The organism is Micromonospora ureilytica (genome assembly GCF_015751765.1).
Classification (GTDB): domain Bacteria; phylum Actinomycetota; class Actinomycetes; order Mycobacteriales; family Micromonosporaceae; genus Micromonospora; species Micromonospora ureilytica.
In genome coordinates this window covers 5740220-5753429 of sequence record NZ_JADOTX010000001.1, presented here as the reverse complement: position 1 = coordinate 5753429, position 13210 = coordinate 5740220, and the positions used below count along the sequence as shown (strand labels likewise).

Genomic DNA, 13210 nt, shown 5'->3' with positions numbered 1-13210 from the left:
GTCACCTTCAAAAGCGACCCCCTGGATGTCCAGATGTCCACAGCCGCCGCGCCAACAGTTCCGCAGACTTCGGTTACCGACCGACTCCCCGCACTCGACGCGCTGCGAGCAATTGGCGCCGTGGCGGTCGTCGGTCACCACGTCGGGTTTCAGACCGCCGCCACCATGAACACCCCGGGGGGCGGCTGGCTGGCCCGGCTCGACGTCGGCGTTGCCATCTTCTTCGTGCTCTCCGGATTCCTGCTGTTCCGACCGTGGGCCCTGAACGCTGCGACGGGACAGGCCCGACCGCGCGCCGGGCGGTACCTCTGGCGGCGGGCCCTACGAATCCTGCCCGCCTACTGGCTCGCGGTGCTGGTCTGCCTGATCGTCCTGCCGCAGAATCGGCCGGCGTCCGCCGGTGACTGGATTCGCCACCTCACCTTCACCCAGATCTACGGGCCCGGCCAGTTGCGTTCCGGGCTCAGCCAGACCTGGAGTCTCGCCACCGAAGTCGCGTTCTACCTGATCCTGCCGCTGGTCGCCGTGCTCGCTGTTGGTCGGTCATGGCGTCCCGTCCGAACCGTCGTGATCGTCTGCGGGGGTTTGTTGGTGACCGCGGGATGGCTCACCCTGCTGGGGATCGGCTGGCTCAGCAATGGCCTGCACACCATGTGGCTCCCCTCGTACGCGGCCTGGTTCAGCGCAGGGATGGCCCTGGCGGCGGCGCACGTCGCCCTGCGCACCGGGACCGCGCCCGCCGCCTTCCGTGTACTGGACGACCTCGCCTCCGCACCGATTGCCTGCTGGGCAGCGGCGGTCGGCCTGATGGCGATCGCGACGACGCCCATCGCCGGGCCCCGCGACCTCGCCGGTCCGACAGCCGTCGAGTTCACGGTCAAGCTGACCCTGTACCTCGCGATCGCGACGCTGATCCTGATCCCGGTGGCCTTCGGCGGGCGGACGCGGGTCAAGGAGATCTTCGGCGCCGGGTCCGCCCGATGGCTCGGCACCGTCTCGTACGGACTGTTCCTGTGGCACCCGCTGGTCATCGAATTGATCTACCTGATCGACGACCGACCGCTCTTCACCGGCGGACTGTTCAACACCTTCGCACTCACCATGGTCTTCGGTCTGGTGTACGCCACCGTCAGCTACTACGGCGTCGAGCGGCCCCTGCAGGTGCTCGGATCGCAGCGTCGGAAGCGACCGGCCAGGCGCGGGCCGGTGTCCGGGACATCCGCCGTCGACGTGGCCGCACCGGCCGTCACGGCGCCGACGGTCACTGCGGCGCCCACGGTCGGCGCGTAGCGCCAGCCGATCAGCGCTGCCCCATCGGGGCATTGCCGGCCGCCACCCCAGCCCCTAGTGTGACGCGCGTCCCTAAATTACTTGAGAGTAGGGTTCGCGTGGAGCGTCGCTTCGGCATGCCCGGACACGTGCTGTTCCTCAACTGGCGGGACACCCGTAACCCCGAGGGTGGCGGTTCCGAGGTGTACGTGGAACGGATCGCCGCCGAGTTGGTGGCGCGCGGTTTCCGCGCCACCCTCTTCTGCGCCGCCCACAGCGAGGCACCCGGCGACGAGGTCAACGAGGCAGGCGTACGGCTGGTGCGGCGCGGCGGCAGACACACCGTCTACCTCTGGGCGGCGCTCTGCTACCTGGCCGGCGCAGTGGGGGTGGGCCCACTGTCGCGCCGTCGGGGCGGCCGGCCCGACATCCTGGTCGACGTCTGCAACGGGTTGCCGTTCCTCTCCCCGCTGTGGACACGGCGCCCGGTGGTCAAGCTGATCCACCACGTGCATCGCGAGCAGTGGCCGGTGGTCCTTCCGCAGTGGGCCGCCCGGTTCGGCTGGTGGGTCGAGTCGTCGCTTGCCGTACGCGTCTACCGGCGGTGCCGATACGTCACCGTCTCCGAGGCCACCCGTAGAGAACTGGCCGTGCTGGGTGTACCGCCGGAGCAGGTCGCCGTGGTGCACAACGGCACCCCGGCGCTGCCCCGCACCGACGTCGAGCGGGCGCCGTTCCCGCTGCTCGTGACGCTGAATCGGCTGGTGCCACACAAGCGGGTGGAGGTGGCGTTGCGGGCGGTCGCGGCCCTCGCCGACGAGTTGCCCCAGCTGCGGCTGGTCGTCGCCGGCCAGGGCTGGTGGGAGTCGCACCTACGCGAGCTCGCCGCGGAGCTGGACATCACCGAGCGGGTGGAGTTCCGGGGCTTCGTGACGGAGGAGGAAAAAGCCGCCCTGCTCGCCTCGGCGTGGGTCGCCCTGACCCCGTCACTCAAGGAGGGCTGGGGTCTGACGATTGTCGAAGCGGGTTCCGCGGGCACGCCAACGGTTGCGTTCCGGGCAGCGGGTGGAGTCGCCGAAGCTGTCGTCGACGGGCGTACCGGCCTGCTGGCCGACGACATCGACGATTACCTGGCGAAGGTGCGCATGCTTCTGCGCGAGGACGAATTGCGGCGAGAGATGGGGGCGCAGGCCCGGGAGCACGCGGCGAGCTTCACCTGGCAGGCCGCAGGTGGGCACTTCGCGGACCTGCTGAACGGTGTGGAGTCGCCCCGCCCAATGCGGCGGCGGGGCGAGCCGTCCTACCTGTCGCCGTAGACCTCGGGGGCGTACGGGTCCTTCTTTCCGGCAAGCTTGGCCGCTTCCGAAGCACTCTTGGCCTCGTTGGCCGCCTCTTTGTCGGTGGCGGTCGCGGCGGCCGAGAGCCCGCCGAGGGCCAGGATCCCCAGCAACGCCGCCACCATGCCGGAGACGACCAGGGTCAGAGCTCTACGCATGCCAATCCTCCAATGGCGAGACGTGCGAGCGGACGTTACCACGCGGTAGGTCGCCGGTGTAGTGCCGAAATGGCGGCAGCCATGGCCACCAGAAGGGCAGCGCCGAGCGCCATCACGACGGCCCACGCGCCACGTCCAGGAGGGTCCGATTCCGGAGGAAAAGCCGGATTTCGGTAGAGAGTGAGAAACGGTCCCTCGTGGACGACTTCGAGATCACGAAGGGTCGCCGGGTCAACCTCGCTGGGCCCTTGGTGCTGCACCACCACCCAGCGCACGCCGGTGGCCGAGACGGGCCGCCCCTCGGCCAACACCCGGCGCACCTCGCGGAGCCGTGGATTCTCCCCGGCCACCGCGACGTCGCCGACCCGGAGCGTGTCGTCGGTCAGCACCGTCCCCGGTAGATAGCGCGGCAACGGATCCAGGACGACACGTCCCGGGTTCCACGGGTAGGCCCGGTAGGCGGACAGCGGCAGCGCGAGGATCTCCCCCGGCTCGCCGGCCACCCGCTCGGCCACCGCCTGCCAGTCCGCCGGATAGCTCACCGGACGAAGCCGGCCGGCACCGCCGAAGGCGAGGTCCGGCATGACGGCCACCGGCAGGAGCAGCAGGCCAACCAGAACCACCCCCGCCACCTCCCCGCCGATCTTGGCCACCAGCCGCTCGGCTCCCAACGCGGCACACACCACCAGCAGCAGGGCGTACGGGGCCAGGAACTTCTGGCCGTCTCGAAGCAGCCCCGCACCCGGCAGATGCACCACCGCCCAACGCAACGCGGCGGCCCCGCCGGGGAGCACCCCGAGGGCAGCGAGAAGGCAGGCGATTCCGGCGAGCACCGCCAGCCGTACCGCCGTACCCGGGGGCAGCCGGCGCCGCAGCAGGCCGGCACCGACACCGGCCAGGATCAGCAGGATCAGGGTCGCCAGCGGCACCAGCGGTGCCGCGCGACTGGCGGGGGTCGCCTGTGCGCTCCAGACGCCACCCGTACCCGCGAGCGCCACCAGCGGGCCGGCCCAGTTCTCCGAACGCGCCGCGAAGGCCGCCACCCCCGCCGGGTCGGATGCACCGCCAGCACCGGTGACCAGGGCCGCGGTCACCCAGGGGGCGTTGAGTAACGCGACACCACCCACCACGAGCGCCGACCGGCGAAGGCGCGTCCGGTCCGACACCAGCAGGACCACAGTGCCCAATGCGATCAACCCGCCGGTCGGGGTGATCGCGGCGGGAGCGGCGGCGAGCACCACCCGGGCGAGCGCGCCATCACGACCCGCCCGCAGGTCCAGCGCCGCCCGGACCAACCAGGGCAGCGCGGCGTACGCGAGCAGCAGCCCCCACTGTCCGATCAGCAGCCGCTCGGCAAGGTAGGGCGTCCACGCGTACGCCACCGCGGCGAGCAACCGGACCGCGAGCCGTTCGGTCGGCACCAGACGACCGGCGCCGACCGCTGCCAGGAGAACCGCCCCACCGAGCGCCACCCGCTGCACCGCCCATCCCGGCACGAGCTGGGTGACCAGGGACATCAGTGCGTCCATCGGCACCGCCCGGGGCAGAGTCTGCGCCGGGGCGACGAGATCCCAACTCAGCGGCTGCCGGGGTACGAACACCATGTCGTACAGCAGTGCGTAGCCGGGCGCCGCGAGCGGGGCCAGCACCAGCACCGTGACAGCCGCCGCAACGGCGTACAGCGGCAGCGTTTCCCGCACCCGCCGCACCGGTGGGGCCCCGACGCCGGTGGTCTGCTCAACCATTCACGGTGCCGGCTGCGCGCGGCCGACGGTGATCAGTTGGGTGCACACCCTGACCCCCGAGGTGCTCACTGTCACCTCGACGGCGTCCCCAGCCCCCTCCAGCAGGAAGAACACGTCGTTCAGCCCGCGCTTCAGGGTGATTACCCGGACGGCGTCCCCGAGACGGAAGAGTGCCGTCGAGTCGCCCGAACTGACGTAGCCGAAATGGACCGCGTACGGCCACTCCTCCAGGTACCCGTCCAACGGGATCCGGGCGGGCTGACCACCCTCCGCCAGGTGCCCGCAGCCGGGCACCGTCCCCGGCACGATCTTCCGCCCCTGAACAACGACCGGACGGATCCGGCCGAAGTCGTCGAACATGAACGGTTGCTCGGCCTCCCCCACGAAGGTGGGCCGCCGCTCGGCCGGGCGGAAGAAGTGCGACTGGAGATTGTCCGGCCAGAAGTAGCCGGCGATGACGCGGTCCGGGACGGTGGTCTCCAGGAAGACGGTGCCCGGCGCGGCGGCGGCAAGCTCGATCTGCGTCGTCGCGAGGTAGTCCCGTCCGTACTTGGTGCTCCAGTTGTCCCCGAAACGGGCCGTGCTCCACAGCGCGCCGACCCCGATGGTGGCCAGGACGACGATTATCGAGACCAGGCCGACCGCGAAGGCACCCGGCTCCCGCAGAACGGTCGGCACCGGCCACGCGGACACGTCGTCCTCATCGGCGTCCTTCGTCCCCAACAGGGCCGCGCCGACACAGATCGCGGCGACCAGCACCACATCGGCGACGTAGCGCGGAATGATGCCCACCAACGTGCCGAGCGGCCCGCCGAGGCGGGTCACGGCGAAGAGCGCGGCGACCAGCCCGAGGTAGCACGCGAGCAGCAGCCAGGCCCGCCGGGCCGACGGCCGCCGCCTCGCGGTGACCACGATGAGAGCCGCCAGCACCGCCCAGGACAGCCACTTGGCGATGTCGTACGGGTTCACGGGCGGAGGACCGTCACCGGCGTACGACCAACGCCAGGGGCCTCCGAGTAGACCCGGAACGACGGTTTCGCCGACCAGGTCACCGAGGAATTTGAGGACCTGACCGACGGATGTGGGTTCGTCCAACTCGCGGGCGGGACGGGTCAGATAGAACGCCAGGTACGCCCCCGAGAGCGCACCGAGCACCAGCCACGCCGGCCAGTGTCGGCGGACCGTAGTCACCAGGCTGCGCCAGGCGCCGCCCGACGTGAAGAGGAAGACGGTCAGCAGGAACAGCAGCGGCACGATCAGCAGGGACTTGGTGTCGAAGAGCAGGCCGAACACCACCCACAGGACGACCGCCACCAGGTGCCGCAGGCGACCGGTCCGCACGTACCGGACCTGGGCTGCCACCGCCATGACCAGGGCCAACTGCATCGGCAGCACGAGCAGCCCGACCAACCACAGCGAGGAGACCTCAAGCGTCAGCGGGCTGAACACGAACAGGCACAACGGAATGAGCAGGCCCCAACCGGGCCGGAGCAGATCGCGCAGCAGCCGGTAGAGAGCGATCCCGGTCGCCGCCTGGCCAACCGCCAGCAGCAACACCCACGGCCAGGTGGCGAAGCCCGCCGCCCGCACCATCGCCCACGCCACCAACAGGCCGCCGGGCATGAGGTGGTTGTTGAACGTACGCAGGAGATAGTCCGCGTCCAGCCCGGTGTCGAGAACCTGGGCGGCGATGACGAACTCGTCCTGCGAGAACCAGCCGCGGGTGGCGAGGCCGGCACGCCAGGCGACGGACACGGCGATCAGGGCGATCGCCACGGCGCGGACGGGGTCAGCGCGGAGCCATCGGCCGATCGGCCCCGGCCCGTCGCCGTCGGACGCGACGCGTTCCGGATGCGTCTCGGCCTCAGCTTCTGGCATTGACATGGTCGGCAGCCTGCCACACGCTTACACGCCGTGGGGACGGCCGTTCTCCCGATAACGCCACCGCAGCGCCCCTGGTCGCCCGTCCGTGCCCGGTCCGGATAACGTCGCGCGACAGTCGTCGGCTGCAGGTGCGCGTCCGGCCGGTGTAGACAGGAGCCGAAATGCGTGCAGAGGTGGCCAGTGGCGCCGCTCCGGGGTCCAGCCGTACCCGGCACACGGCTCGACGGTTCCGGCACCTGACCATCTGCATCGCACTCACCGCCCTCGCCTTTCAGCAGGTCCCGGGTCAGGTCGTCCCCGACACCAAGATCGACCTGAACGTCAACGCGGCAGGGTGGTTACTCCGCTCGCTGCACCTCTGGGACCCCACCGGCACGTTCGGTCAGCTACAGAACCAGGCGTACGGATATCTCTGGCCGATGGGCCCGTTCTTCCTGCTCGGATCGGAACTCGGCCTCGCGCCGTGGGTGGTCCAGCGGCTGTGGTGGGCGCTGATCTTCTGTGTCGCCTACCTGGGAGTGGTACGGCTAGCGGGCAGGCTGGGCATCGGCACGCCCGCCGGACGCATGATCGCCGGTGTCGCCTTCGCGCTGTCACCCCGCATCCTCACCCAGCTCGGCTGGGCCTCGGTGGAGTCCTGGCCCAGCGCCATCGCCCCCTGGGTGCTCATCCCGCTGGTGGGCCTCGCCCGCGGCACCTCCCTGCGGCGCGCCGTCGCCGGGTCGGCCGTCGCCGTCGCCTGCGCCGGTGGAGTCAACGCCACAGCCGTGTTCGCGGTGGTGCCACTGGCAGTGCTCTGGCTCGCCACCCTCCAGCCCGTACGCCGCCGCGTCACCGCCATCGCCGCCTGGTGTGGCGCGGTGGCGCTGGCCACGGCGTGGTGGTTGGTTCCGCTGCTCGTTCTGGGGCGGTACAGCCCACCCTTCCTGGACTACATCGAGACCGCCCGGAACACGACCAGCGTCACCGACGCGGTGACGACGCTCCGCGGCGCCTCCTACTGGCTCGCCTACCTGGCCTCGCCGTTCGGGCCGGCCCTTCCGCCCGGTGCACGACTCGCCAACGAGGCGCTACTGGTCGCCGCCACCCTGGTGGTCGCCGCCCTCGGTGTTCTCGGGCTGTCCCGACGCGGGATGCCGCACCGCCGGTTCCTCATCACCGGTCTGGTGCTGGGCGCCGCGCTGGTCGGTCTCGGGCACGTCGGTGACCTGCCAAACATCCTCGCCGGCCCGCAGCGGGAGTTCCTCGACAGCGTCGGTGCCCCGCTGCGCAACGTGCACAAGTTCGACGTCCTGCTCCGCCTGCCCCTGGCCCTGGGCATGGCGCACCTGATCGGCCTGGCCGTCCGCGCGGCACGCACCGCGCCCGAGCAGCACCGCCAACGAACGGTCGCACGCGCCTGGCTCACGGCCGGTGTGGCCATGGTGGCCGTCACGGCGGTTGCCACGCCCGCGCTCGCCGGCGGTCTCGCCACGCCAGGCGGCGTCAAGGCGGTGCCCGGCTACTGGCATCAGGCCACCGACTGGCTCGACGCGAACACCGGGCGCGGGCGGGTACTCGTCGTACCCGGGGCGCGCTTCCCCTCGTACGACTGGGGCAACACCACGGATGAGATCGCCCAGCCGTTGCTGAACAGCCGGTGGGCGGTACGCAACGCCATCCCCTTCACCCCACCGACCACGATCCGGCTGCTGGACGCGATCGAGTCGACACTGGCCACCGGCTCCGGCTCGACCGGGCTGGCCGACCTGCTGGCCCGGTCCGGGATCAGCCACGTCCTGTTCCGCGCCGACCTTGACCACGGCCGCTCCGACACGGCCCGCCCGGCAGTGGTCCGCCAGGCACTGGAGCGCTCACCCGGGTTGACCCGTGTCACCTCCTTCGGCCCCCTGCGCGGCGGGCCCTCGTCCCCGGACGAGTTCCGCGACCAGGGGCTCGACGTGCCCGTCCGGGCGTTGGAGGTCTACCGGGTCGACCGGCCAGTCGAGCCGGTGGTCGCGTACGACCGTGACGACGTGACCACCGTGGTGGGCGGCCCGGAATCGCTCCTCGACCTCGCCGCAGCGGGGCAGCTCGGCGCGGCGCCAACGGTCCTGGCGGGCGACGCGGCGGCGGCCGGCGGGGCCGGGCCGGTCGCGATGACCGACGGGCTGCGCAGACGGGACGTGTCGTTCGGCCGATCGCGCGACAACGCCTCACAGACCCTTACCGCCGACGACACCTTCGAGGTGACGGCACCCGCCCACGACTACCTGCCCGAGTGGGGGGCGCAGCAGTCCACCGTCGCCCGCTTCGAGGGCATCAGCGCGATCCGCGCGTCGACCGCCCGTTCGCAGGCGGACTCACCCGGCGGCGCCCGCCCCGAGCACCAGCCGTACGCGGCGATGGACGGCAATCCCGAAACCTCCTGGCAGTCCGCGCCGTACTCGCCCAGCGACCGCCAGTGGGTCGAGGTCGGCCTCGCCAACCCGACACGGGTCACCCGGGTCGAGGTCTGGTTCGACCTGAAGGCCGACGCCCTGCCCACGACGGTGACCGTCACCGCCGGGTACGAGAGCCGTGCCCTCGAACAGTTCAGCGATCACATGGTGTTCGAGCTGCCCGGCGTCCACGCCACCCGCGAGGTCCGGGTCTCGGTCGACGGCGCGTACGACCTCCGCCCGTTCGGAAACGGCTCGGTCGGCATCGCCGAGATCAAGATTCCGGGCATCCAGACCAGCCGCACCCTGGTCCTTCCCGCTGCACCGGTCACCGACCGGCCGGCGACCGTCGTCGTGTCGGCTGCGCCCACCACGCCGGCCTGCTTCTCCGTCGACGGCCAGCCTCGCTGCTCCACCGACGCCATCCGTGGTTCCGAGGACGCGTCCACCATCGACCGGACCCTGACCCTGCCGGCGCCCGGCACGTACGACGCCAAGCTGTGGGCGCGGCCGACGGCCGGCCCCGACCTGGACAACACCCTCGACAAGCTGGTGACCGACGCGCAGCCGCTGCGCCTCGCGGCGCAGATCAGCGCCTCCTCGACGGCCGTGCCCGACCCGACCGGCCGGGCCGGCGCGGCGCTCGACGGGAACCCGGCCACCAGTTGGTCACCGACGATCGACGACGAGGCGCCGATCCTGCGACTCAAGTGGCTCAAGCCGCAGACCATCACCGGGCTCCGATTCTCGGTCGACGAGAAGACGGCCGCCACCCGTCTGGGCAGTGTGCGGGTGGTCGGCGACGACGGCTTCCGCAGCAGCCTGCTCGGCGACGACGGGCTGCTCCGCCTGGACCCGCCGATGCGCACCGACGAGATCACCATCCAGTTCCTCGACAAGCCGTCCGCCACCAGCACCGACCCGTACAAGCTGCGGTTGCCGGAGAAGTTGCCCATCGCGGTCGGTGAGGTGACAGTGCTACCCGGAGCGCCCACCGTCGGACCGCGCCTCGACACGCCCCTGTCGCTGGCCTGCGGATCGGGTCCCACGCTGCAGATCGGCGCGGCGCGGGTGACCACCTCGCTGCGCGGCACGCTCCGCGACCTGCTGGAAATGCGCGAAATGCCGGTGGTGCCGTGCGGCCGGGCCACGCCCCGACAGCTTGACCTGGGCCCCGGCGAGCACCGCCTCGTGACCACACCGAGCAAGCTCGCCTCGCCGACTCGGGTCGCCCTGGTGCCGCGGACGTCCACGCCTACCCCCGCCGCGGTCGCCAGCGCCATCGAGGTGGGGTCCTGGGCAGCCACCGAACGACGGGTACGGGTGGCCGATCACCCCGTCGACCGGGTGCTCGCCGTACGGGAGAACACCAACACCGGCTGGCAGGCGACACTCGGCGGGCAGACGCTGAAGCCACTGGTGGTGGATGGGTGGCAGCAGGGCTGGATTCTTCCCGCCGGCACGTCCGGCGAGGTCGTACTGCGCTTCGCCCCGGACACGACGTACCGGGCGGGCCTGCTGCTCGGCGGCGTCCTGCTCGCGGTGGTGGTCCTGCTCGCGGTGCTGCCTGCCCGACAGCCCACCGGGCGAACCCCGGCGGCCGCCGTACCGCGCGGCCGACGCCGGGTCATCCGCTCGCTGCCACTGCTGGCCGTCGGGGCCGCCGCGCTGGTGCTGTGGAGCGGCCTCATCGGCGGCCTGCTGGTCGCTGCGGGATTCATGTTGGCGGTGCCCGGCCCACGCCGCCTGCCCTGGCCGGCCGACCCACGTCGGGCCAGGACGATCAGTCGGGCCGTCGAGACGTGGCTCCCGGGCGCGCTCGTCCTGCTCGCCGGGTGGCTCTACCTCGACTCGACGCGACGGAACACCGACGCGCTGGTGCAATTCACGATCGTCGTCGCCCTGGGTGCCCTCTGGCTCTCCACCGCCGCCCGACGACGGCCCGCACGCCGGCCCAGACCAACCGCCGGGACCTCGGTCGATGCGACGGCTGCGCTGGTCGCGGAGGGACCAAAGCCGGACCCGGTCAAGCCGGACGCCACCGAGCCGGACGGGACCGAGCCGGTTGCGGCTGGGTCGGTTGCGGCTGAGCAGGACGCCAGCGGGCCGGCCGTGCACGACGCGGCCGAGCCGGCGAGGCCCGGCCAGTCGGCCGGGCCAGCCGACGGGCAGCTTCCGACCTTCTCCGAGATCACGTGAGCCCCCGACGACCTGTCCGTCGGGAGACGACTGCCCAGACGGAGCTGAGACGCGGATGGAGTACGGGCCTCGGCGCTGCTGGGGTCAGCGTCACCCTGGCGGGGGTTCTCGTCAACGGCCTGGCCTACCTGGTGCCGGTGCTGGCCGCCCGACGGCTCGACCCGGCCGACCTCGGTGAGCTCGCCGCCGCCCTCGGTCTGGTGGCCATCGTCGGTGTGCCCGGGCTCGGTCTGCAACTGGCCGTGGCCGTGCACCACGCCCGGCACGGATCCTCCGACACCCGGCGGCTCACCGCGGTCACCGCCGCCGTGTGCGCGGGAACCCTCGTCGCGGCGACACCCCTGCTGGTCGCCGCCCTGGATCTCCCGGTCGAGATGCCGGCGCTGCTGGCGGTCACCACCGCGGCGATCGTGCTCTCCTCACGGTCCCTCGGGGAGTTGCAGGGTGGCCAGCGTTTCGTGCGACTCGCCGTCGGGATGGCAGTGCTCGCCGCCGGCCGCTACGGCGGCGTGATCGCCGGGTTGCTGCTCGGCGCGGGACCGACCGGCGCGCTGGCGGTCGGCGCGTTGACCGCCGTGCTCGCCCCGGCGGTGCTGGCCCGACTCGCCCGCGAGCCTGGACGACCGTCCACCGCACCACGACTGAGCGCCGCTCGGGTCGTTGCCGGCTGCGGTGCGACACTGGCGATGCTCGTCGTCTCCTACGCCGACCTGCTGCTGGCCCGGCAACTGCTGTCCCCGTCGGATGCCGGGGCGTACTCGGTCGGGACCGTCCTGAGCAAGGGCGCACTCTGGGCGCCGCAGGTCGCCGCCGTCCTCGCCCTACCGCGGCTGGCCCGCGGCGACCGGCGCAGCCGAACGGTTGCGCTCGCGGTGACGGGCGGTTGTGGCACGGTGCTGGTCCTCGCCTCGACACTCGCCGGAGGGCTCGCCTTCCGGCTCGCCGGCGGGCCCGACTACGACCACCTCGGCCGGTACGCGCCAGTCTTCGCGGCGGTCGGTGCGCTCTACGCGGTGACGTTCGTGCTGCTCAACGACCGTCTAGCGGCTGGCGCGCGATGGGCGGCGGCACCGCTGTGGGTGGGCGTGGCCGGCTTGGTGGCCGGCACCGCGATCTTCCGACCCCACACCGTCAGTGGTCTTCTCCTCGCGGCCCTGGGCACGGCGATGGTCACCACAGCGATGATGGCGGTGGCGGCCCGTCACCCCGCTCCTGCACCGGTGGCGGACCCGACCAACTCTCCGCGAGCCAGTCCGTCAGGAGGCGATGGTCGATCGCGTCCACCCGACCCAGCGAACGACCCGAGGCAGCCCGGTCCCGCAGCTCCGCCCGGGTGAACCAGCGCGCCTCCAGCAGCTCCTCGCCGTCGACGCGTACCTCCTCGGACGTGGCGGTGGCCCGGAAGCCCACCATCAGGCCGGCGGGGAACGGCCACGCCTGCGACCCCTGGTAGGTCACGTCGGTGACTGTCACGCCGGCCTCCTCGGCCATCTCCCGACGGACCGCGTCCTCCAGGCTCTCGCCGATCTCGACGAAGCCGGCCAGCGTCGAGTACGCGTCCTCGGGCGCACCCGCGTGCCGGGCCAGCAGACAGCGCCCCGACCGACCGGGTGCCTCGACCAACACGATGATCGCCGGTTCGATCCGGGGGAACAGCAGGCGTCCGCACTCCGCGCCGGTGCAGGTCCGCGCGTGGCCGCCGCCGTCGGTGACGGCCGGGGCGCCGCACGTTCCGCAGAATCGCTGCTGCCGGTGCCAGTGCAGCAAACCCCTGGCGTACGCCTGAGCGGCCGCGTCGCCGGGCTCGAGTCGCCCGACCAGTGCCCGCACGTCGACGGACTTCACCGCACCGGCCATCTCGACGGCGGCCTGCTCGGGGAGTGCGGAGAGGTCCGCGGCGAACACGGCTACCTCCGCGTCGAGCCCCAGGAAGACGGTCTCGCTGGCGGCGGATCGGACCAGCGCCGCGCGCTCAGTGCTGAGCCGAACCGGTCCGTGGCCGTCGACGAGACAGCGGTCCCGCCACATCGGCAGCAGCACGGTGGTCGACTCGGTGAGCAGCGCGCTCAACCGAGCCGGATCGGTGCGCAACGGGCCCGCGCGGTCCAGCCAACTGCCCCCGTACGCCAACACTCGCTCCGCAGTGCTCACCCGGTCACCGTGCCACGTCGATGGTCTGCCGTCGCCACCGCCCCCGG

7 protein-coding genes and 1 pseudogene are annotated in these 13210 nt (G+C 72.0%); 4 read left to right on the top strand and 4 right to left on the bottom strand.

The annotated features are described in order from the left end of the window. Positions 1-33: 33 nt before the first annotated feature. Both IW248_RS26275 and IW248_RS26270 read left to right on the top strand, forming a co-directional pair. Positions 34-1290 carry an acyltransferase family protein gene (locus tag IW248_RS26275; RefSeq protein WP_196929083.1) on the top strand — a complete coding sequence of 419 codons (1257 nt, stop codon included), beginning with the start codon at positions 34-36 and terminating at the stop codon, positions 1288-1290. Between the two features lie 116 nt (positions 1291-1406). Next, a complete protein-coding gene (locus tag IW248_RS26270) occupies positions 1407-2585 on the top strand; it encodes a glycosyltransferase family 4 protein (RefSeq protein ID WP_196930372.1) in 1179 nt (392 codons plus the stop codon). Here IW248_RS26270 and IW248_RS26265 read toward each other — a convergent pair. The 3 genes from IW248_RS26265 to IW248_RS26255 are packed head-to-tail and all read right to left on the bottom strand — an operon-like array spanning position 2570 to position 6387. After that, positions 2570-2764 carry a hypothetical protein gene (locus IW248_RS26265; protein ID WP_196929082.1) on the bottom strand — a complete coding sequence of 65 codons (195 nt, stop codon included), beginning with the start codon at positions 2762-2764 and terminating at the stop codon, positions 2570-2572. The two genes, IW248_RS26270 and IW248_RS26265, sit on opposite strands and share 16 nt — an antisense overlap. Before the next feature lie 35 nt (positions 2765-2799). Continuing rightward, positions 2800-4509 carry an MmpA family trehalose lipid delivery protein gene (locus IW248_RS26260; RefSeq protein ID WP_196929081.1) on the bottom strand — a complete coding sequence of 570 codons (1710 nt, stop codon included), beginning with the start codon at positions 4507-4509 and terminating at the stop codon, positions 2800-2802. Beyond that, a complete protein-coding gene (locus tag IW248_RS26255; protein WP_372432768.1) occupies positions 4510-6387 on the bottom strand; it encodes a hypothetical protein in 1878 nt (625 codons plus the stop codon). A gap of 167 nt (positions 6388-6554) precedes the next feature. Between IW248_RS26255 and IW248_RS26250 the strand changes: the two genes are divergently transcribed. Further along, positions 6555-11012, top strand: a complete 4458-nt coding sequence (locus IW248_RS26250) for an alpha-(1->3)-arabinofuranosyltransferase (protein WP_231396446.1) — start codon at positions 6555-6557, stop codon at positions 11010-11012. Beyond that, positions 11009-12277 (top strand): annotated as a pseudogene (locus IW248_RS33275) (lipopolysaccharide biosynthesis protein); the annotation flags it as partial. The gene IW248_RS26250 and the pseudogene IW248_RS33275, both read left to right, overlap by 4 nt. Here the strand turns inward: IW248_RS33275 and nudC are convergent. Then, entirely contained in the window at positions 12183-13163 is a 981-nt protein-coding gene (nudC, locus tag IW248_RS26245; RefSeq protein ID WP_196929080.1) for an NAD(+) diphosphatase, read from the bottom strand. The pseudogene IW248_RS33275 and the gene nudC overlap by 95 nt on opposite strands. Between the last annotated feature and the right edge of the window lie 47 nt (positions 13164-13210).